We start from the raw sequence: 20,929 nt of genomic DNA on the forward strand, positions 1-20,929 counted from the left end.
GAGGATGCCGTGCCCGCATCCTCTTCTATTAAAGCCTATCTCAGGCGTGGCTTCGCGCCAGCACGAAGTCGTGCGTCACATCCCAGAAATCGCCGTCGAATTCGTAAGCTTTCGCGCGCGCCGGATCATTCACCCGGTTGAACTTCGCCAGCAGGCTTTCCTTGACACCGAAAACCGCGTCAGAGTGGATGTAGGGGTCGCTGGGATCGAAAATATGCGTCGTCAGCGTCTCGAAACCGTCGGCGCTGATGATGTAGTGCAGGTGCGCCGGGCGGTAGGGGTGGCGGCCGAGATGGCCAAGCAACTGCCCGACGGGGCCATCGTCCGGGATAGGGTAATATTTCGGTTTCACGGCGCGGAACCAATAATGTCCATCCGGGCCGGTCCGGAAGATGCCGCGCAGATTGAAGTCGGGCTGGATGCCCTTCTGCTGCACGTCGTAGAAGCCTTCGTCATTGGCTTGCCAGACGTCGATGACGGCATTGGCAATCGGCTTGCCCTCGGTGTCGAGGATACGGCCCTCGATGACCATGTCCTCGCCCTTGCTGTCGAGGCAGATATTGCTGCCCATCGGCAACTCCGGGGCGTCGGCGACGTGGAAGGGGCCGAGCACCGTGCTTTCGGATGCGCCTGAGGGCTTGCGGTTGTTGATCGCATCGACCAGCATCGACACGCCAAGCACGTCGGACAGCAGGATGAACTCCTGACGCCATTCGTTGCACATCTGGCCGGTGCGGGTGAGGAAGAGGATGGCCTGCATCCATTCGTCCTGCGTCGGCTCCAGTTCCTTCACTGCCTCATGCAGCTTGCGGGTAATGACTTCCATCACCTGCTTCAGCCGCTCGTCCTTGGCGCCGGCATTGCGGCCGGTCACGACCTCGACGGAGTTTTCCTCGGTGAAATAGCCCTTCTCATGTGCTTCCATTGTCGCCTCACCGATCCAGAATTGTTGTCAACACGCGGCGCAATTCGGCTGCGGGGTCAGCCGCCAGCCCCTCGGAGCGCCATGCAACGTGGTGGTCCGGGCGCACCAGGATGGCCCCTGCATCGCCCACTTCGCTGGCACGTGCCCAGTCGCCGTAATGATCCTGCCATGTCTGCCGTGGCCCGATGACATGGGTTGCGAGCGGAAGGCCGAGTTCCGCCGACAAGGTCTCGACCGCATCGACCCAGGCCCGGCCGCCGATACCGGTCAGTAGGGTGAACTTGCCGTGACCGCAGAGGTCGAGCGTGGAGGTCTTCCGGTTGCCCTTGCCGAACAGCCAGGCATGCGGCAGGCGTGCGCCGGGCCAAGTCGTCTGCTCGAAATGCAGGTCCGGGTCTTTTGTGAATGCGGGCTCAGGCTGCGCATCGGCCGCAACCGCCGAGGATTTATAACGGTGGTTCATCTCCACGCCATGGGCGTCGAATTCATAGACCTTGAAGGCGATCGCCTCGCGCAGCGCCGCACGCTGGCTCTCGGCGGCCGGACTGTCGTCGCAGCGGCGATCCATGTTTTCCTGCATCTTTACCGGGTCGATGGAATCGAGCAGGCCAAGTGCTCCGAAGATCGGGCCGAATTCCTCGATCGACTGGTTGGCACGGGTGACGATCTGCTTGGCGATCGGCGCGCGTTCCTCGGTATAGGTTTCGAGCAGACCGGCGCCGGCCTGGCCCTTGATGACCATGGCGAGCTTCCAGGCGAGGTTGAAGCCGTCCTGGATCGAGGTGTTGGAGCCCAGCCCATTCGACGGCGGATGGCGATGGATCGCATCGCCCATGCAGAAGACCCGGCCCCTTTGTGTGCGGGTGGCGTAACAGTTGTTGACCGTCCAGGTCGAGACGGAGGTGACCTCGATGTCGATATCGGGATCGCCGATCAGGTCGCGGGCCACGCCTTCGGCAAAAGCTTTGTCGACCTCAGGCACGCCCTGGCTGATGTCATAGCCCCAATTGATCAGCCACTCGTTCCATGGCCGGATCATGCGCACCAGGCCCATACCGATGCCGCCGACATTGGAGCCCGGCTGCAGCACCCAGTAGAGGACCGAGGGGCGGTGGGCGACGTAGCGGGTGAGGTCGGCCTTGAACAGGATGTTCATCGAACCGGCCACGCCCATCTTGCCCTCGAACGGCAGGCCGAGATGCTGCGCCACCAGCGAATTGCCGCCATCGGCACCGACCAGGTATTTCGAGCGGATGGCGAAATCCTTGCCGGTCAGGCGGTCCCGGCAGATCGTCGTCACGCCCTCGGTATCCTGCACATGGCTGACATATTCCGTGGACATCCGCGCCTGCGTCCCGCGCGCGCAGGCAGTCTTGAACAGTAGCGGCTCCATGAAGGTTTGCGGCAGGTCATTCATCTCGGTGGGCGAGGAGAGTAGATGCTCGGCCTTGGACTTTGGGTGGGTGCCCCAGGTCTTGAGACGGCCGAGTTCCTCGCCGGCGAGCGAGGTGCAGAACACGTTCTCGCCCATGATTTCCTGCGGGCTGCAATGGAGATAGGCTTCCGCTTCGACCTCCTGGCCCAGGTCGCGCAGTACTTCCATCGTGCGCTGGTTGGTGATGTGGGCGCGCGGTGTGTTGGCGAGCCAGCGATAACGGTTGATCGCCATGTTCTCGATGCCGTAGGTGGCGAGCAGGGCCGCAGTCGCCGAGCCCGCCGGGCCGGTTCCAATGATCAGGACGTCGGTTTCGATATCGGCCATCAATCACTCCCTTTGATGTCTTTGGTTTTGGGCTGGCCCGCCAGGATGCGGCGGACGGGAAAGAGCTGGATTCCGGTGCGGTCGGCGAACAGGCCCCAGAGGCCGCGCGGCGCAAACAGCATGATCAGGATGCCGATCAGACCGAGAATCAGGAGGTACCAGGAACCGTAGTCGGCCAGCAGGCTCTGCAGGATGTAGAACACGATCACCCCGATAATCGGCCCCTCGATCGTACCGATACCGCCGATGACCGCGATGAAGATCACATAGGCCGTCCAGTCCGGAACGGAGAAGGCCGCATCCGGCGAGATGCGCGCCTTCTGCACATAGATCAGCGCGCCGGTGAGGCCTGTCGCCAGCGCCGCGACGAGATAGACGAAGGATTTTGTCCAGAGCGGATCGACGCCGACCGAGCGCGCGGCCTCGCGGTTGTCGCGCACTGCGGCGAGTCCCAGGCCCTGCTTCGAGCGCAGCAGCTTGTAGATCGAACCGATCGTCACGACGGCCAAAAGCAGCGCCAGCCAGTAGCAGACGATATCGGTGGCCTGCGGGCCGCGTACGCCGAGCAGGTCCGCGACGAAGCGCACGCCGAACATCTCGCGGGTCGCGCCTGACGGCAGCGAGGTGCCGGTTCCGCCACCCAGCGTCTTCCACTGCGCGAGCGACAGTCGCACGATCTCGGCGATGACCCAGGTGCCGATGGCGAAATAGGCGCCCTGCAGGCGGAAGACGAAGAAGGCCGTGGGCACAGACAGCGCCAGCGCTGCCAGCCCGCCGAGCATGATGGCTGCCATCGGATCCATTCTGAGCAGGCTGACGCCTGCAAACATCGCATAGGCGCCGAAACCGACAAAGGCCTGCTGGCCGACGGAGACCAGGCCCGCATAGCCGGCGAGCAGGTTCCAGCACTGTGCCAGCACCAGCATGGTCAGGATGAAGAACAGATCCTGGACCACCGAGCGCGAGACGAAGAGCGGTGCTGCGACGGCGAGCGCCACAAGGGCGAGGATCACCAGCATGGATGCGGAGGAACCGCGCGTGTGGGCCGAGACGGTCCAGGAGGAGGAAAGGTGATCGCTCATATCAATCCACCGCCCGTGGGAAAAGGCCGCGCGGCCTGACGACCAGCACCAGCAGGAAAGCGATATGGCCCGCCAGGATCTGCCATTCCGGATTGATCGCGGCGCCCACGGTCTGTGCCACGCCGATGATGATGCCGCCGGCCAGCGTCCCCCAGAAGGAGCCGAGCCCGCCGAGGATCACGGCCTCGAAGGCATAGATCAGCCGTGCAGGTCCCATGGTCGGATCGAAATTGGCGCGTGTACCGAGATAGAGTGCCGCGATCGTCACCACCATCATGGCAAGCCCGGTGGCGGTGGCGAATATGCGCTCGGCGCGGATGCCCATCAGGCCCGCCGTCGCACTGTCGTCCGATGTGGCGCGGAAGGCCCGGCCGAGCGAAGTGCGGTAGAAGACGAGGTTGAGCGCGATGATGACGCCCACCGCGGACAAAAAGGTGAGGAGCGGCATGGTGCCGATGCTGACGGGACCGATCTTGAGCGAGGCCGTTTCCAGTGTGCCCGCCGAAATCCTGCGGCTGTCGGCCGAAAAGCCCTCGAGCAGGCCGTTCTGGATCACGACCGAAAGGCCGAAGGTCACGAGCAGGGGAGGTAGTATATCGTTGCCGAGTGTCCGGTTGAGCACGAGGAATTGCAGTGCCCAGCCGAGAGCGAACATCACGGGCAGCGCGACCGCGGCAGCGATGAAGGGATTGAGGCCGAGTGCCGAAACCAGCAGCAGGATCAGGAAGGCGGCGAGCACGATCAGATCGCCATGGGCGAGATTGACGAGCCGCATAATGCCGAAGACGAGGCTGAGCCCGGCCGCGAAAAGTGCGTAAAGGCCGCCGAGCAAAATGCCCTGAATGATCGTATCGAGCCAGTTCATCGCGCATGCGCTCCGAAATAGGCGGCATGGATATTCTCGCGGCTCAGCGTTTCCGGCGTGCCCGTCAGCGTCACCCGTCCCTCCATCATGCAGTAGACCCGGTCGGCCACTTTCAGCGCCTGGCGGATATCCTGTTCGATGATGACAATCGAAGCGCCCGTCGCGCGGATTTTCGGGAAGGCCGCGTAGATGTCCCTGACCACCACGGGCGCGAGACCGAGGCTCACCTCGTCGCAGAGCAGCACGCGCGGATTGGACATCAGTGCGCGGCCGATCGCGACCATCTGCTGCTGTCCGCCCGAGAGTGTGGTGCCGGGATGGTGGCGCCGCTCCTTCAGTACGGGAAAGAGATCGTAGATGGTGTCGAGCGACCAGGCACCGTTGCCGACCCGGCCATATTTGCCGATCAGCAGATTCTCCTCGACGGAAAGGGAAGGAAAGAGCCGACGGCCTTCCGGCACCATGGCGATGCCGAGTTGCAGGACATCCGGAGCGGCCAGGGCGCCGATGTCCCGGGCATCGAACCGGATATGCGCGGGGACATTGCGGATCAGGCCGGAGATCGATCGCAGGAGGGTCGACTTGCCGGCGCCGTTGGCGCCGATCACGGCGATCGTCTCACCTTCATTCAAGGTGATATCGACGCCGAACAACGCCTGGAAATCGCCATAGAAGGCCGTCAGGCCATGGGTCTCGAGCAGCGCCATCAGACATCGATCCCGAGATAGATTTCACGCACCTCCTTGGAGGCCATGATCGTGTCGGGATCACCGTCACCGATTACCCGGCCGAAATGCAAAACGACGAGCCGGCTGACGACCGAATTGAGGGCATGCAGCACGTGCTCGACCCAGATGATGGAAACGCCGCGCCGATGGATGGCGCGGATCGTTTCCACTAGTTCCTGGCATTCTGCCTCCGTCAATCCACCGGCAATTTCGTCGAGCAGAAGGATCTTCGGATCGGTCGCGAGCGCGCGGGCGAGCTCCAGGCGCTTGCGCTGCAGGAGCCCCAGGCTTCCGGCGAGCTGGTTCGCCTTAAGATAAAGCCCTGTCTCGACGAGAATATCGGCGCAGCGGTCGCCGACCTCTCGCTCGCTCTTGCGCGACCCGAAGGCACCGGCGACCAGCAGGTTTTCGAACACCGTCAGCTTTTCGAAGGGCTGCGGGATCTGGAACGTCCGGCCGATACCGGCGAGGCAGCGCGCCATCGGCGGCTGTCGCGTCACGTCCCTGCCGTCGAACTGGATGGTCCCGGCATCGACGCGGATGTTGCCGGTGATGAGGTTGAACAGCGTCGACTTGCCGGCGCCGTTCGGCCCGATCACGCCGAGCGCCTCGCCCGTTTCCAGTGCAAAGGAAATCTGGTCGGCGACCTTCAGGGCGCCGAAGCTTTTAAAGACACGGTCGAGGGCGAGTATGGGCATGGCTCAGCCGATCGCTTCCATCCTGCCGCCGGTCGGAATGTTCGGCGCGGTCTGGTTGTCGACGATGACGAGGTCGTAGCCGCCGCCGTCCTTGAGACGCCACTGACCGCCGACCAGCGGCGTCTTGGCGATGTTCCTGGCGGCAAAGGGCGGCACATTGGCGCCGTCCCAGGCCACCTTGCCGACGATCGTCTCGATGTTCGAGGCGGCGATGGCGGCGATGACCGCTTTGCTGTCGGTCGGGTCGGCACGTTTCATGACGTCGAGGCCGACCTCGAACAGCGCATGAACGAAGCCTATGGGCTGGGTCCAGGGCCGGCCGGTAACCGCGGTGAAACCTTCAGCGAGTTCACGGGCGCTCTGGCCGGTCAGCGACGACTTGAAAGGATGGCTCGCCGACCACCAGACTTCGCAGGAAAGGTTGTGTCCGGTCTTGCCGAGCGCCTCGACCGCCTGTGGGAACAGGATCGCCTTGCCGATGGAAGCGACCTTGGGCTTGAAACCCTGCTGCTGCGCCTGATTCCAGAAAGTGGTGAAATCCGGCGGGATCATCACGCCGGTGATGAGGTCGCTGCCGTCGGACTTGAAAGCGTTGATCTGTGCGGAAAAATCGTCGGTCAGGTTCTGGTATCGGCCCGGATCCTTGAGTGTATAACCGAGCTTCTCCAGAACCGGCGGAAAGCCTACAGTCTTGTCGCCCCAGGCATTGCCGTCACCGTCATTGGGAAACAGGCCGCCAACCTTCTTGTTGGTCTCGAGTTGGCCCCACATGTTGGTATAGACCGCGATGACGTCTTCCAGTCCCCAGAAGAAGTGGAAGGCGCTGTTGAACGGCTTCCAGGATACGGGATCGGCGGGATTTGCCTGCTGGCCGATGAACCAGGGCTGCCAGGGGGCTGCCGTCGAAATGCAGGGCACCTCCTCCGCCTCGCAGACCGTGGCCACAGGATTGGTCGTCTCCGGCGTCGATGCCACGAGGACGAGATTGACCTCGTCGCTGACGATCAGCTCCTTGGCGACTTCGGCGGCGCGGTTCGGATTGGACTGACTGTCCTTCACCACGACTTCGTAATTCAGGCCGGCCGCCTTGGTGGCGGCCATGAAACCGTCGATGATGAACTTGTCGGCCTCGGCGAACGCGGCCAGCGGACCGGTCTGGGGGCTGACATAGCCGAATTTGATCGGAGTGCCCTTGGCGATCGCCGGCATGGCGAGGCCGGATGTTGCCGCCAAGGCTCCCGTGGCGGCTGCGGATTTCAGCAATTCACGTCTCGTAATCATATGCCTTCTTCCTCCCAAAAGAATTCAATATGGCGGTCGTGTTCCCTTCCAGGCGTCCTGCAACAAGGCGCGGATCGATGTGCGGTCGATCGGTCGCGGATTGGAATAGGGGTTCTTGGTCGCGATGTCGGCCGCCCGGTCGAGATCGGTCTCAGTGAGGCCGAAATCCCTGAGCGCCATCGGCGCGCTGATCGATTTCGCGAAGTCGTAAAGGGCCTGCCCGGGTGTCGTGCCACCGAAAATGTCGCAGATCGGCGTCATCAGGTCCGGCACGGCCGACGCATTGAAACCGATTGTATGCGGCAGCATGATGGAGTGGGTCTCGGCATGCGGCGTGTCGAAGCTGCCTCCCAGAGTATGGCAGATCTTGTGATGCAGCGACATCGAGATCTGGCCGAGCACGGTGCCGCAGAGCCATGCGCCGTAGAGCGCCTTTCCGCGAGCGGCACCGTCGCGCGGATTGCCGATAAGGATGGGCAACGCGTCTCTGAGCGCGCGAATGCCATCGATGCTCATCATCGTCGTGATGGGATTGCGATCGGGCGCATAGAGCCCTTCGGCAGCATGGGCAATCGCATTCAGGCCGCTGGTGACGCTCATGCCGACCGGCAGGCCGAGCGTGAGTTGCGGATCATAGATCACGACTTCCGGTGTGACCTTCGGGCTGCGCAGCGTGGTTTTGGCGCCGTTTTCCGTCTGGCCGAGGATCGGCGTGACTTCAGAGCCGGCATAGGTCGTGGGCACGACGATCTGTTGGATATCGGTGCGATAGGCCATGGCCTTTCCGAGTCCGGTCGTCGAGCCGCCGCCGAGGGAGATGACGCAATCCGCGCCGAGCTCGGCCGCGCGCGCGACGGCGCGCTCCGTCACGTCGACCGGGGTATGCATGGTCGCTTCGGTGAAGGTGCCGACCGACAGCGTTCCGAGCCGTTTCGACATGGCTTGCGCATCGGATGCCTGGTGCGGCGTCGACAGCACGAGCGCGCGGCGGCAGTCCAGGGCCTCGACCCATTTGCCGACATCGGCACTCGTTCCACTGCCGAAGACGATGCGCGCCGCACTGCCCTGATAGGTGAAGGATAGCGTCATGTCGTGCCTCGCCCCTTCTTCGCCCTGACCATGGTGAAGGTGAAGTCGAGCGTCGAGGCATCCCCCTTGCCGGTTGGCTTGAATTCGCCGATCAACTCGTCCTTCACGCCGAACAAGGCGTCCCGGCCAAGATGCGGATCACTGCCGTCATAAACATGCGTGCTGATCGTCTCGAAGCCATCGGCCTTGATCAGGAAGTGGAGGTGGGCGGGACGGCGCATGGGAAAGCCCAGCCTGCCCAGCAACTGACCGACCGGGCCATCGCTCGGCACGGCATAGCCGCCCGGGCGAACGGTCTTGTAGCGGAAGCAACCCTGGTCGTCGGTCGTGAAGATGCCGCGCAGGTTGAATTCCGGCTGCTGGTCCGGCTGCTGGTTCTCATAGAAGCCTTCGCTATTGGCCTGCCAGGTCTCGACCGTGGCGCCGGCGATCGGCTTGCCGTCGAGATCCTGCACACGGCCGTTGACGGCAAGCGTCGGGCCGACGCCGTCGAGGGAAATATTGGCATTGAGCGCGAGCCGGGGCGCATCGGCCCGGTAGAAGGGGCCGCGCACGGTATTAGGTGTCGCGCCCTTTGGCCGATTCGTGTTGATTTCCTCAACGAGTGCGGTGACGCCGAGCAGATCGGAGAGCAACACCCATTCCTGCCGGCGGCCGTCGCTGGCATGGCCGACATCGGTCAGGAATTCCATCGCCCGCCGCCAATCCGCTTGCGACGGACGCGTCTCCCGGATGAGCGTGTGCAGATGCTCTATGAAAGGAACCATGAAGGCTTGCAACGGGCCTTCGGCATGCCTGTCGAGCCGCTCGGCCACACGCTGCGCAGAGTTGCGCTCACTGAACGATATGTCTGGCATGACTCCTCCCATGACGAGAACCTAACAGGCCGGAATAGAATGCTTGATAATTTTTCCGGCGATTTATATTCGTTATTGTTATGAAGATCGATGAAAGGCATCTCGCGCAGCTCGCTGCGGTCGTTCAGGCAGGGGGTGTGACCGAGGGTGCTGCTCTGCTCGGGCTCAGCCAGCCGGCTGTTTCGCGAACGCTTGCGATGTTGGAAAAGCGTCTGGGGGAGCCGCTTTTCCTCAAGGGGCGACGGCCGCTGCAACCGACGCCGCTCGGCCGGGCGCTGGCCGATCACGGCCAGGCCATATTGACCTCTGCCCGCAAGGCATCGACCCTTGTCGAAGGATTCCGCCATGGCCGCACCGGGCTGGTGCGCGTCGGCGGCACGCCCTTCTTCATGGATGCTCTGATTGCCGGCATGATCGCCGGCTTCCAGAATTCCACTCCAGACGTTCGCGTCGAGCAAAGCTACGGCTATCTTTCCGAGTTGCGCGCGGCCATCGTCGCTGACCGCATCGATCTCGCCGTCTGCCCGATCGACATGCTCGAAGAAGGTTCGGGCCTGCATTTCCAGGAACTGCTGCCCGGCCGCAATGTCGTGGCCTGCCGCGTCACGCATCCGCTGCTGCTCAAGCGCAAGCTGATGGGTCCTGAACTGCTCGACTTTCCCTGGATCGCGCCGCCGCCCGGCAGTCCGTTGCTCGCCGATCTGCGCAGCCTGGTCCTGTCGCTCGGCGCCACCGAGACCAAGATCCGCTATGCCGGCGGATCGCTGACCAGCGCGATCAACTACATGAAGGAAAGCGACGCATTGACGATCCTGCCGCACAGCGTCGTCTTCGCCTATCGCAATGACAAGGCGATCACCGCGCTGCCGGTCAATATCCCCCACCCTGAACGGGCGCTGGGCCTGCTCAGGCGCTCGGGCGATCTCGGGGCACCGGCCATCGAGGCGTTTTCGGCCCATCTTCGCAAGAGTTTCCAGAATCTGAGGCATCTCATCAAGCGCCACGAACAGTCCGTGGTCTGGGGAATGTAACAGGGTAACCGGCGGCCATGCCGCCGGTATGGCTTCAGAAGGTGGCGGAATCGTCGGGCCACAGCAGCATAGGCGCCGAGACGGTGTCGACCACGGGACCCAGCGCGTGCCAGGCTCGGTTGGAATAGACCAGCGCCTCGGCCTGTCGTGTTACTAGCGCCCCGGATGATACGGCGGTCAGCTCCGCCGTCACCAGGCAGGCCCCCGACGTTTCCAGCCGGCCGCGCAGCTCGGCGCGAAACCAGAGTTCGACCTGCGGATAATAAGGCTCGCCGCTGTCGAGCCTTGACCAGCGCACGTCCGGCCCGAAGCGATTCTTGCCTGGTGTCGCGCAGAGCCGGGCGAGTTGCATGTCGGCACGGCGCACGAAATGCACGACGACGGATGCAGCGCGCTCGACCACCTTCCCACTCGAGGACGATGCCGAGAGCGAGAAGGCGACCATGGGTGGTGCGGCACTGATCGAGATCAGCGAACTCACGGTCATCGCCACCGGGCCTTCGGCGCCCTCCGCCGTAATGATGGCGACACCGGACGGATGGTGCCGGAAGGCTGCCACGAACGCCTCGGTGAGGCCGGAGCTGACGGCGGCGGTGCCCGTTTCAGGCGCCGCCACTTTATCCGGCATGCCTTTTGCCCGCGCGCTCATTTCTTCTCGATTAGGTCGTAGAACTGCCAGGTGCGGTCGCTCCACAGGCCGGCAATGTCGCGGCCAACGGCGGCGACGATGTTCGGGTTGATCGTGAAATGGTTCGAGGCCGTCAGCATCTCGCGATAGATCCGCTGCATGACGCCATAGCGCAACGAAGCCCCACCGAGCGAGCGATAGACGAAATGGCAGGCATCGACGCCCGCCTCATGCACTTCGGATTTGGCGAGATGCACCAGGCTGATCTGGCGCGTTGTCATGCGGTTGCCGGCCTCGATCGAGGCTTCGACGTCGCGCCAGACCTCAAACAGGAAGGCGCGGGCGGCCCGCACACGAGCCTCTGCCCGGCCGAAATCGTACCAGAACTTGTCGCTCTCGCCGAGCAGGCCGGCGCGGCCGGTCTTGGTCTTTGCGTATTTCGCGGCTTCATCGAGCATGCGGCGCGATGCGCCGATGGCCCAGCCGGAATGGCCAATGGCGGCAAGGCCCACCACGCCGAGGCTAAAGAATTCCTGCATGCGCTGCGGTTCGGCAGTCAGGATGGGGAACACCATGTCATCGGGAATGAAGACGTCATTGGCGGCATAGTCGATGCTGCCGGTGGCCTGCAGACCAAGGACATTCCAATTGCCGAGCAGGTCGTGGTCGTCGACCGGCGCATGCGCGCAGAGCACGATCACGTCGCCCTTCTCGTCCTTGGCCGGTTGGCCGTTGCCGTCGTCGAGCAGGGCGGCGGTGTGGGTAAAGGTTGCGTGGTAGATACCGCTGGCATAGGACCACTTGCCGTTCAGGCGATAGCCGCCATCGACTTTCTTCAGCATGCCGGTCGGCGTACCCTGGCCGGAGAACCGGTTGTCGGTCTTGCCGCCGAACAGGCGGCCGATCGCGGTGTCGGGCAGGAAGGCCGCCGACATCGCGCCGATGCAGGCGTGTACCATCGATACCCAGCCGGCCGCGCCGCTGTGATAGGTGATCGCCTCGATGAGCTGCAGGCCCTGCGTCGGCGAGAGCTGTGCGCCGCCGATGTCCTCGCCAGCGAAGATATGGCTCATGCGGACAGGCCTGAGCGCCTCAAAGGTCTCCTCGTTGAGGCGGCCGAGCTTCTCGTTCGCCTCGGAATTTTTATCGAGGATCGGGCCGATCTTTTCGACATGAGCCATGAGGGACGCGAAGTCCGTCTTCGTGCCCCAGTAGCCAGATGCGTGCTTGATAGGTGCGTTCATGATTATTCCTCCTTGATAGTCCTGGTCGTCGCAGATCGCCTGGGGCGCTATGCTCGGATTTCACGTGGCGAGGAAGTCGCCGATGGCTGTGACGGTGCGCGGATCTTCCTGCATGGCGAAATGGCCGACATCCTCGATGATCAGCGTCCGGGCATTGGGGATGGCCACCTGCCAGAGCGGCGCCTGCGAGGCGGGCAGCATGCGGTCCCTGTCGCCCCAGACGATTAGGGTCTCGTTGGGAATCCGGCTTAGCCAGCGGCCGAGATTCGGATGACCCATGCCGTGTGCATTGAGAATGTTGCCCAGCGCCGGGCCTTCCTTCTCGCGGGCGGCCAGGAAACCCTCGGTCGAGGGACATTCCGAGCCGCCCGGGAAATAGCGGGCCGCGACCTCGACATTGTGGGCGAGATAGGCGGGAAACTGATCCGGCGGGATCTGGCTCAGATCGGCGCCGGGATGATCGGGATGATTGAGGCCGGCCGGCGCATTCAGCACCAGCTTGCCGAACCGCTCGCCGGCGACGGCGGCGATCTCGGCCGCCATCCAGCCGCCCATGGAGTGGCCGACCAGATGCGGACGCTCGAGGCCGAGCGCCTTGATGAGCCGGAGATTGTGGACCACCATATCCTGCATGCCGGAAATGTGCGGCGCCGCCGCGCTTTCACCGAAACCAGGATGGAAGGGCAGATAGATACGGAAGCGCTCGGCAAGACCGCGCGCCCACTCGTACCCCTCGATGGTCGCCGCGCCATGCAGCGCAAGCACGGCGGGACCGCCGCCGATCGCCTTCACGACCGTACGCACACCGTCGATGTCCTGCGTCAGGGTCTCGAATTCCATAGACTATCCTCCTCGACAATCGATCAGGCCGCATCAGCGGCGATCAGCACCTTGCATTGTGTCGTTCGGTGCCTGAGCCCCTCGAAGGCCTTGGGCACGTCATTGAAGCCGATCCGGCCCGTGATCAGAGCCTGAGGGCGGTAGCGGCCGGGGCCGAGTGCAGAGAGCGCTGTCTCAAACTCGGCCATGTTGAAGAACACGGCGAAGATGATCTGGATTTCCTTGGACAAGGCCGCGAAGGGATCCCAGCCGTCGCCGCCGACGCAGAGACCGACGCCGACCACCGTCCCATGGGTGCGGACGAGCTGGCAGGCGAAATCGATCAGCCCACGCCTGCCGACGCATTCGAAGACGATGTCAGGCGCTCCGCCGGTCTTGGCGCGGAATTCTTGCGCCAGTCCGGGGCCGGACATGGCAAAGCCGGTCGCGCCAATCGAGGCCGCGCCTTCTTCCTGATGCCGGTTGATGTCGGCGACGATGACGTCGCGGGCGCCTTGACGTCGCGCCCAGAAGGCGACCAGCAGGCCGATCGGCCCGGCGCCGAGGATCAGCACGCTGTCGCCTGGCTTCAATCCCGACCGCATCACGCAGTGCAGCGCCACGGCAACCGGTTCGGCCAGCGCGCCTTCCTCGATCGGAAGGTCATCAGGCAGGATCCGGCATTGGCGGGCGGTGACCGTGGTGTATTCGGCATATCCGCCGCCGATCAGCCGCATTTCGGCGCACCAGGCTGGCTCGCCTTTTTTACAATTGTCGCATGTCCCGCATCCACGCATCGGCGCCACAGCCACCCGGTCATCCGGCTTGAGCTCGGAGACGGCGGTGCCGCATCTGATCACTTCGCCGGCAAATTCGTGGCCGAGCACGTCGTGACGATTGAGGCCGAAAGTCTTCGGGTCCTCGGTCATGTGCAGGTCGGAACCGCAGATGCCACAAGCAGCGATCCTGAGCATGACTTCATCGGAAGCCGGCTCCGGAACGGGGCGTTCGCCCACTTTCAGCGGCAGTCCGACGCCGTCGAAAAGCACGGCCTTCATGTCCGATCCTCCATCAGCCTTCGTCGTGTCGGGAACCAGGGGGCGTCGACGACCTTGCAGCTCAGGCCCCAGATGCCGCCGCGCGCGAAAAGCGCCATGCAAAGAGTGAGCAGGCCGAGCACCACCATATAGGTCGCGCCATACTGGCCGAACCAGCGTTCGGCGAAGAAGTAGACGAGTGCTCCGATCAGCACGCCTTCCAGCGATCCAAGACCGCCGACCATGACGATGAAGATCGCGATGCTGGCCCAGTTCGGGTCATAGGCGGAAGGTGGGGTAATGCGCAGTTGGGCCATGAAGTAGATGGCGCCCGCAAGACCCGTACCGACAGCTGCGGCGACCCAGATTGCGAAGCGCAGCCGGCCAACATTCACACCCTGGCTTGCCGCCGCGACCGGATTGTCACGCATGGCGATCAACGCCAGGCCGTAGCGCGAGCGCAGGAGCCAGTAGGGGCCGCCGACCGTTACGAGCAGCATCAGCGCACAGAGGAGCGAAACGCCGACGGCGCGTTCCATGGGCGAATAGCTGGTCATGACGCGCAGGCTCATTCCTGCCCCGCCGTTGACATAGCCGAAGACCGAAGTCGCAAGCCGCAGCACTTCGGCGACGACCCAGGTACCGATCGCGAAATAGGGGCCATCGAGCCGGTGCAGCAGACCATAAGTGGGAATGGCAAGCAGAGCCGGGGCGATCATCGCCAGCATGACGGCGACGAATGGATTGATGCCCCAGAGCTGCGCCATCACGAACATCATATAGGCAGCCACGCCGACGAAGACCTGTTGGCCGACCGATACCAGTCCGGCATAGCCGGCAAGCAGGTTCCACATCTGGGCAACGGCGATGTAGCAGCAGAGCTCGACCACATCACGGATCAGGCCCTGGCTTGCCCAGAGCGGCATCGAGGCGACGGTGAAGAGAGCGATGATGCCCAGCCCCGTAGCGATGACGCCGGAAACGGTCTGGCGCTGAACGCGGACCGGCGGAAGATCCGTGGTGCCGGCGGGGCCTTGTGCGGTTGCAAGCGCGTGGGTCACGGTCTCAGTCCTTTCCGAGAATGCCCTGCGGCCGCAGTGCGAGAATGAGCAGGAAGACGAGGTGGCCGGCGAGAATGCCGAAGCCGGGATCGATACGGAACCCGATCGACTGGCTGATGCCGAGCACCATGGCACCCATGAAGGCGCCCCAGATCGAACCCATGCCGCCGATGATGACGGCCTCGAAGGCATAGATCAGCTGAAAGGCACCATCGGTCGGCGACACCGTCGAACGCATCGACTGAAAGACGGCGGCGAAGCCCAGGATGCCGACGGCAAGTGCCGTCGCGCCGGCATAGACGGCTTTCGGATCGATACCGGTCATCGCTGCGGCCTCGACATCGGCGGAGGCCGCGCGCAGCGAACGCCCGAAACGCGTATATTGCATCGTGGTTGCAAGAGCCGCGGTCAGTGCAGTGGCGGTAACGAGCACGATCACGGGCAGCACCCCGACGAAGAGCGGTCCGAGCTGGAAGGAGGCCTGGGCAAGGCCGCCGCTCTGCAGCGAGCGCGTGTCCGCCGACCAGACCTGCAGCATAGCGTTCTGCAGCGCGATCGACAGGCCAAAGGTGGCGATCAGAGACGGCAACGGGTCGGCACCGACGACGTGGTTGAGGATCAGTCGCTGGAGGATGACACCGATGATGCCGCCGAGCGCGACGAGGACCACCAGCACCGACCAAGGGCCGAGGCCGAAGGTCGAGGCGAGGCTGATACCGACCAGCGCCAGCAGGATCATCAGATCGCCGTGGGTGATGTTGACGACACGCATGACCCCGAACATCAGCGCCATGCCGAGCGCATATTGTGCATAGAGGCCGCCGAGAAGAATGCCCTGGACCAGTCCGTCAAGCCACTGCATGGGATGCTCCGAAGTAGGCTTCGCCGACCGCCTCGCGGCTCATGTCCGCCGAGCGGCCGGTCAGCGTGACGCGGCCCTCCAGCATGCAATAGAGCCGGTCGGAGGCGGACTTGGCGAGGCCGACATCCTGTTCGACCAGCACGATGGCCGTGCCGTTTCCTGAAATCGACGGGATGGATTGGTAGATTTCCTTGATCACTTTCGGTGCCAGGCCGAGGCTGATCTCGTCGCAGAGCAGCAGGCGCGGCTGGTTTAGCAGCGCGCGGCCGATCGCCACCATCTGCTGCTGGCCGCCGGAAAGCGACTGGACCGGTGCCGCCTGCTTTTCCTTAAGGATCGGAAACAGCGCATAGATGCGCTCGATCGTCCAGGCATCGCCGCGGCCTGGCGCGGCATGATCGACGGCCACGCGCAGGTTGTCGAGCACGGACATGCCGGCAAACAGGCGGCGGCCTTCGGGTACGATCGCCACCCCGTCGGCCACCATGTGGTGCGGCCGGCTGCCGCCGACCGCCCGGCCGTCAAGGCGCACCATGTCAGGCGCGACCTTGATCAGGCCCATGATCGACTTCAACAGCGTCGATTTGCCGGCACCGTTGGCGCCGATCAGGGCGACGACCTCGCCCTCTGCGATTTCGAGATCAATGCCGTAAAGCGCCTGAAAGTCGCCGTAGCGGGCCTTGAGATCGTGGGTGGAAAGAAGCGTCTTTCCCGTCATGCCTCGACCCCCATATAGACGCGCCGGACTTCCGGGTTCTTGATGACATCGTTCGGCAAGCCCTCCGCGATCTTTTTGCCGAAGTTCAGCACCATGATCCGGTCGGCCACGGCCAGCAGGGCATGCAGGACATGCTCGATCCAGACGATGGTGACGCCGCGGTCGCGGATGCGGTGGATCAGTTGCACGAGCGCCTTGCCTTCTTCGTCGGTCAGTCCGCCGGCAATTTCGTCGAGCAGCAGCAGCCTTGGGCTCGAGGCCATCGCGCGGGCCAGTTCCAGCCGCTTGCGGTCGAGCAGCGTCAGCGATCCGGCCGAGCGGTTGGCCTTGTCGGCCAGTTCGCAATCGCGCAGAATCTGCGCGCAGAGCGCATAGCTCTGGGCTTCGGTGCGCCCGCCGCCGAAGGTGGCGGCCACGAGCAGGTTTTCGAAAGTCGACATGCCGACATACGGCTGCGGAATCTGGTAGGTGCGGCCGATACCGATCTTGCAGCGCGAATAGGGCGGCTGGCCGATAAGTCGCTCGCCGGCAAAGTCGAGTTCGCCGGCATCGTTTCGCAAGTCGCCACTGATCAGGTTGAACAGCGTGGTCTTGCCCGCCCCGTTCGGACCGAGGATTCCCAGCACCTCGCCGCGCCGGACATCGAAGCTGATGTCATGCAGGACGCGGAGCGCGCCAAAGGATTTGCTCAATCCCCTCGCTTTTAGCAATACGCCGTTCAATCGATCCTCCGCTCCGGGTAGCGGCAGGCGCGTTCACGCGCCGCCCGCCTGGTCTTCAAGCATTCGGGATAGGTCTGCGGGTTGCGGGCGGGCTCGCCGCCCGGCCGCAACGCCCAAGGCGCCCGGGTTCAGGCGGCCCAGGGGATTACCTTCATCTTCTGCTCGGGTTCGAACAGCTTGTTGACGGTATTGTCGACGATCTTCAGGTCGTAGGGCCACGTCTCGCCCTTGACCCACTGGCCGCCGAAAATCGGCGTCGTCGAGACATTCTTGTGCGGACCAGTGGAGAAATCGACCTTACCGATCAGGGTGTCGATCTTGGTCTTGACCATGGCGTCGCGGATCGAGGTGCGGTCGAGCGGATTGGAGGCGCGCTTGAGGATGTCGAGGGCCACTTCCCAGATCGCGTGGCTGTAGCCGAGCGGCTGCGTCCACTGCTTCTTGGTCTCGTTCTCCCACTGGTCCGCGATCTCCCGGCTCACCTGGCCCGTCAGCGCCGACTTGAACGGGAAGGCGGGCGTCCACCAGACCTCGGACGACATGCCGTCGCCAAGCGGCCCGAGCGCCTGCACGCCACCGGGAAAGAGCAGGGCTGCGGCGACGGTGACGGCCTTCGGTCTATAACCTTGCTGGGCGCACTGGTTGATGAAGGTCTTGAGATCGTCGGGGTAGGTGATACCGCCGACAATCTCGCAGCCGGCATTCTTGAAAGCGGCAATCTGCGCCGAATAATCATTGGTGCGCGGCTGGAAGAAGCCGGGGACAGTGATTTCAAATCCGGCCTTCTGTGTCGGCGCGGGCAGGCCGTAGTCGTTGTTGCCCCAGGTCTCGCCATCGGCGTTCTGCGGGAACAGCATGCCCACCTTGCGATTTGTGTCGAGCGTGTTCCACAGGCCGACAAAGGTGTTGAGGGCCTCGTCGAGACCCCAGAAGAAATGGTACGTCCAGTCGAACGGCTTGTTCTGGCCGCCGCGCGGAAAGATCACCGCCTGCCAGGGCGCTCCGGTCGACAGGCACGGGCATTCGTTGAGCTCCGCCTGGTCGGCCGAAGGACTGACGGTATCGGTCGTAGAGGCCGGCAGCAGCAGATGCACGCCATCGTTCAGGATCAGGTCACCGGCGACCTCAGCGGCACGGTTCGGGTCGGACTGGCTGTCGCGGATCAAAATCTCGACGTCGAACTTGCCGGCCGCAGTCTGAAGGCCGTCCTTCAGCGTGGCCTTGACCTTTTCGGCCGCCCAGCCATCCGTCTCGCCGAACAGCGCGAGCGGGCCCGTCGTCGGCGTCACGAAGCCGAGCTTGATCGTGCCGGCCGATTGCGCCTTGGCGATCATCGGCGCGCCGAGCGCCGCGGTGGCAAGGCCGGCACCCATGCCCTTGAGCACGGTCCGGCGGGATGGCTGCGCAAATTTCGTCTTCAGGTCCACCTTGGTCTCCTCCCTCTGGTGTTCTTGTCGTCTGCACGCATATTCGTCGACGGCCGGTCCTCCCAGACCCGGCGATCGCCTCACTTAATGCGGTTCATCGAACCTCCATCGATCACGATCTGGCTGCCGGTGACGTAGGACGAGCAGGGTGAGGCCAGATAAAGCGCCAGGCCCTTGATATCCTCCGTGTCGCCGATCCTGCCGATCAGCGACTGCTCCTCGAAGGCCTTCCGGTCGGCGGGGATCTTCAGCCGGCCGCCGGCAATATTGGTCATGAACGGACCGGGCGAGATGCAGTTGACGAGGATGCCGAACATCCCCAGTTCCATCGCCATCTGCCGGACGAAATGATCCACGCCCGCCTTGGCCGGCATATAGGGCGTGCCAACAATCGCCTCGTTGATCTGGGCGGCGATGGACGACGTGACGATGATCCTGCCGCCGCCGGTCTTCTTCATGTGACGCGCGGAATGCTTCACGGTCGTGTAGACCGATGAGAGGTTGACCTCGATGACCCGGTCCCAGTGGTGGTCGTCGAGCACGTCGATCGCTCCCTCCGGGATGCGCCCGCCGGTCGTCGACAGGAAACCCGGCCCGGCGTCGATACCGGCATTGGCGAAGACGATGTCGATCCGGCCATGCCGCTCAGCCACGGCATCGAATGCCTCCTTCACGCGCGGACGGTCGGTCACGTCGACCATCTGCCCCCACACATCGCCGCCATTGGCCTTGAGATCTGCCACGACGCTGTCGAGCTGCGTTGGGTTGAGATCGAAAATACAGACCCGCGCGCCGTTGTCGGCCATGACTTCGGCATAAGCGCGACCGATACCGCTGGCGCCGCCAGTGACGATGACTGACTTGTCACGAACGTCGAACATCTCTTGCAATGTCGCCATTCTTCTCCTCCCGATTACAGAGAGGCTAGCAGCGGCGGACACCCGATTTGATGATTTTTTTTAAATTTAATATATCGTCTCGTTATATTGATGCGTTCAAGCGATCACCCGCCTGCAACCATTCGAGGTTATGGCCCGTGAGCGCCTACCATAGTGCCTGAACAGCGACGACGACGATAAAAGCAACCACCACCGCGGACGCCATTCGTAAAACAGTACGGTTGGCCTGGGCGAGTACCTGTGGCTTCGGGTCTCGCTTAGGATTGAATTTGGGGCGACGTTTCTGTGGTCCCGCTGCCTGGGGCGATTTGTTTCCTGCTGCCATGGCTGTTTCGCTCGACGTGCTGGATTTCCGCAAGCTAATTTAGCATGAAATCTACCTGACGCTTAGTGCGCAACACTGCCGATATCCGGAACACACCCCATCTTTGCGGGCATCGCGTGTCGGGGAAGGTGATCCTTCCGTTCAGGAGCTCGATCAGCTGATCGATCTCTTGGAGGAGCGCGGGACGGCCGGCTTCTTCGGACATTTCTGGAAAGCCGCCGAGGATGCGGCGCGGCTGATGATCGCCGGCGAGACCGGCGTCCGGAGCATGTGGTCGCCCGGCATCGGCATTCTGAATTCGAAGGGTGTGCCGGTCGAGCAGGCCGTGCCCGCCGAAGGCTATCGCGCCTGGCATTTCGGCCTGTGCCTTTCGAAACATTTGCACGGTCGCCTCCTCGATGTCGCCTACGACTATCTGAATTGGTGGATATCGGGATGGCCAGGCGCCGTTGTCGCGCGACAGGGATACTGTATTTCCACGCCGCAGCGCTCGCGCCAGTCCATGACGCCGGCCGAATGGGACTACTGGTACAAGGGCGCTACCGCTGCCGAAGACCTGCCGGGTCCGAGCTGTTCGTCCGCGTCAACTCCAAAACGCTGCGCAATACCTTGATCGGCAATTTTCTCGATTGGTGCGGGGTGTCGCTACCTTGCGGTACTGGAGAGGCCGGCATGCCGGTGGGACTGCTGCTATCGGCTCCGCATGGCCGGGACGACGACCTATTGGCCATGGCAATGGCCTTGGAAGATATCGTTGCCGGGTAGACCGACCCAACGCGCTTATCTTTAACACCGCGAGCGGCTTCTGGACGGGATCTCAGACCGAGCTTGCTTTGGGCGCTACCGTTTGGAGAGGCGATTGCAATGTT

At 63.4% G+C, this 20,929-nt stretch carries 20 protein-coding genes and 2 pseudogenes; 3 read left to right on the forward strand and 19 right to left on the reverse strand.

Features of this window, described 5'->3' with window-relative positions:
• Positions 1 to 40: 40 nt before the first annotated feature.
• The 9 genes from KQ933_RS22505 to KQ933_RS22545 all read right to left on the reverse strand — a co-directional run bounded on the left by KQ933_RS22505 (position 41) and on the right by KQ933_RS22545 (position 9,287).
• Positions 41 to 925, reverse strand: coding sequence for an intradiol ring-cleavage dioxygenase (locus KQ933_RS22505; protein WP_216760065.1), 885 nt, complete (start codon positions 923 to 925; stop codon positions 41 to 43).
• Between the two features lie 7 nt (positions 926 to 932).
• Positions 933 to 2,687, reverse strand: a complete 1,755-nt coding sequence (locus KQ933_RS22510) for an FAD-dependent monooxygenase (RefSeq protein ID WP_216760066.1) — start codon at positions 2,685 to 2,687, stop codon at positions 933 to 935.
• A complete protein-coding gene (locus KQ933_RS22515) occupies positions 2,687 to 3,706 on the reverse strand; it encodes a branched-chain amino acid ABC transporter permease (RefSeq protein WP_216760770.1) in 1,020 nt (339 codons plus the stop codon). Before KQ933_RS22515 ends, KQ933_RS22510 begins: the two co-directional genes overlap by 1 nt.
• Before the next feature lie 64 nt (positions 3,707 to 3,770).
• Positions 3,771 to 4,634 carry a branched-chain amino acid ABC transporter permease gene (locus KQ933_RS22520; protein WP_216760067.1) on the reverse strand — a complete coding sequence of 288 codons (864 nt, stop codon included), beginning with the start codon at positions 4,632 to 4,634 and terminating at the stop codon, positions 3,771 to 3,773.
• Positions 4,631 to 5,341, reverse strand: coding sequence for an ABC transporter ATP-binding protein (locus KQ933_RS22525; protein WP_216760068.1), 711 nt, complete (start codon positions 5,339 to 5,341; stop codon positions 4,631 to 4,633). The genes KQ933_RS22520 and KQ933_RS22525 overlap by 4 nt, the downstream gene beginning before the upstream one ends.
• Positions 5,341 to 6,060 (reverse strand): ABC transporter ATP-binding protein, encoded by a 720-nt coding sequence (locus KQ933_RS22530; protein WP_216760069.1) that lies wholly within the window; start codon positions 6,058 to 6,060, stop codon positions 5,341 to 5,343. The genes KQ933_RS22525 and KQ933_RS22530 overlap by 1 nt, the downstream gene beginning before the upstream one ends.
• A gap of 3 nt (positions 6,061 to 6,063) precedes the next feature.
• On the reverse strand, positions 6,064 to 7,341 hold the full coding sequence (locus KQ933_RS22535) for an ABC transporter substrate-binding protein (protein WP_216760070.1): 1,278 nt from the start codon (positions 7,339 to 7,341) through the stop codon (positions 6,064 to 6,066).
• Positions 7,342 to 7,365: 24 nt separating this feature from the next.
• Entirely contained in the window at positions 7,366 to 8,430 is a 1,065-nt protein-coding gene (locus KQ933_RS22540) for a maleylacetate reductase (RefSeq protein WP_216760071.1), read from the reverse strand.
• A complete protein-coding gene (locus tag KQ933_RS22545) occupies positions 8,427 to 9,287 on the reverse strand; it encodes a dioxygenase (protein ID WP_216760072.1) in 861 nt (286 codons plus the stop codon). The genes KQ933_RS22540 and KQ933_RS22545 overlap by 4 nt, the downstream gene beginning before the upstream one ends.
• 80 nt (positions 9,288 to 9,367) lie before the next feature.
• On the opposite strand from KQ933_RS22545, the gene KQ933_RS22550 reads away from it, so the two are divergent.
• Positions 9,368 to 10,318, forward strand: a complete 951-nt coding sequence (locus tag KQ933_RS22550; RefSeq protein ID WP_216760073.1) for a LysR family transcriptional regulator — start codon at positions 9,368 to 9,370, stop codon at positions 10,316 to 10,318.
• 34 nt (positions 10,319 to 10,352) lie between these two features.
• Here the strand turns inward: KQ933_RS22550 and KQ933_RS22555 are convergent, their stop codons facing one another.
• From KQ933_RS22555 to KQ933_RS22600, 10 genes are all read right to left on the reverse strand, one after another.
• The gene (locus KQ933_RS22555; RefSeq protein WP_216760074.1) at positions 10,353 to 10,967 is read right to left on the reverse strand and encodes a flavin reductase family protein; all 615 of its coding nucleotides are present in this window, start codon (positions 10,965 to 10,967) and stop codon (positions 10,353 to 10,355) included.
• The gene (locus KQ933_RS22560; RefSeq protein WP_216760075.1) at positions 10,964 to 12,190 is read right to left on the reverse strand and encodes an acyl-CoA dehydrogenase family protein; all 1,227 of its coding nucleotides are present in this window, start codon (positions 12,188 to 12,190) and stop codon (positions 10,964 to 10,966) included. Before KQ933_RS22560 ends, KQ933_RS22555 begins: the two co-directional genes overlap by 4 nt.
• A gap of 60 nt (positions 12,191 to 12,250) precedes the next feature.
• Complete coding sequence (locus KQ933_RS22565) at positions 12,251 to 13,030, reverse strand: alpha/beta fold hydrolase (RefSeq protein WP_216760076.1); 780 nt, start codon at positions 13,028 to 13,030, stop codon at positions 12,251 to 12,253.
• 23 nt (positions 13,031 to 13,053) lie between these two features.
• Positions 13,054 to 14,067: a zinc-binding dehydrogenase gene (locus KQ933_RS22570; protein ID WP_216760077.1), complete on the reverse strand. Its 1,014-nt coding sequence runs from the start codon at positions 14,065 to 14,067 to the stop codon at positions 13,054 to 13,056.
• Entirely contained in the window at positions 14,064 to 15,107 is a 1,044-nt protein-coding gene (locus KQ933_RS22575) for a branched-chain amino acid ABC transporter permease (RefSeq protein ID WP_216760078.1), read from the reverse strand. Before KQ933_RS22575 ends, KQ933_RS22570 begins: the two co-directional genes overlap by 4 nt.
• A gap of 4 nt (positions 15,108 to 15,111) precedes the next feature.
• Positions 15,112 to 15,969 (reverse strand): branched-chain amino acid ABC transporter permease, encoded by an 858-nt coding sequence (locus KQ933_RS22580; protein WP_216760079.1) that lies wholly within the window; start codon positions 15,967 to 15,969, stop codon positions 15,112 to 15,114.
• A complete protein-coding gene (locus KQ933_RS22585) occupies positions 15,956 to 16,687 on the reverse strand; it encodes an ABC transporter ATP-binding protein (RefSeq protein WP_216760080.1) in 732 nt (243 codons plus the stop codon). Before KQ933_RS22585 ends, KQ933_RS22580 begins: the two co-directional genes overlap by 14 nt.
• Positions 16,684 to 17,379, reverse strand: coding sequence for an ABC transporter ATP-binding protein (locus KQ933_RS22590; RefSeq protein ID WP_216760081.1), 696 nt, complete (start codon positions 17,377 to 17,379; stop codon positions 16,684 to 16,686). The genes KQ933_RS22585 and KQ933_RS22590 overlap by 4 nt, the downstream gene beginning before the upstream one ends.
• A 158-nt stretch (positions 17,380 to 17,537) precedes the next feature.
• Positions 17,538 to 18,782, reverse strand: coding sequence for an ABC transporter substrate-binding protein (locus KQ933_RS22595; protein ID WP_253958449.1), 1,245 nt, complete (start codon positions 18,780 to 18,782; stop codon positions 17,538 to 17,540).
• 134 nt (positions 18,783 to 18,916) lie between these two features.
• The gene (locus tag KQ933_RS22600; RefSeq protein ID WP_216760083.1) at positions 18,917 to 19,735 is read right to left on the reverse strand and encodes an SDR family NAD(P)-dependent oxidoreductase; all 819 of its coding nucleotides are present in this window, start codon (positions 19,733 to 19,735) and stop codon (positions 18,917 to 18,919) included.
• Between the two features lie 452 nt (positions 19,736 to 20,187).
• On the opposite strand from KQ933_RS22600, the pseudogene KQ933_RS22605 reads away from it, so the two are divergent.
• Positions 20,188 to 20,628 (forward strand): annotated as a pseudogene (locus KQ933_RS22605) (signal peptide prediction); the annotation flags it as partial.
• Positions 20,628 to 20,825, forward strand: a pseudogene (locus KQ933_RS33530) (hypothetical protein); the annotation flags it as partial. The pseudogenes KQ933_RS22605 and KQ933_RS33530, both read left to right, overlap by 1 nt.
• Positions 20,826 to 20,929 lie beyond the last annotated feature (104 nt).

The organism is Rhizobium sp. WYJ-E13 (genome assembly GCF_018987265.1).
Taxonomy (GTDB): domain Bacteria; phylum Pseudomonadota; class Alphaproteobacteria; order Rhizobiales; family Rhizobiaceae; genus Rhizobium.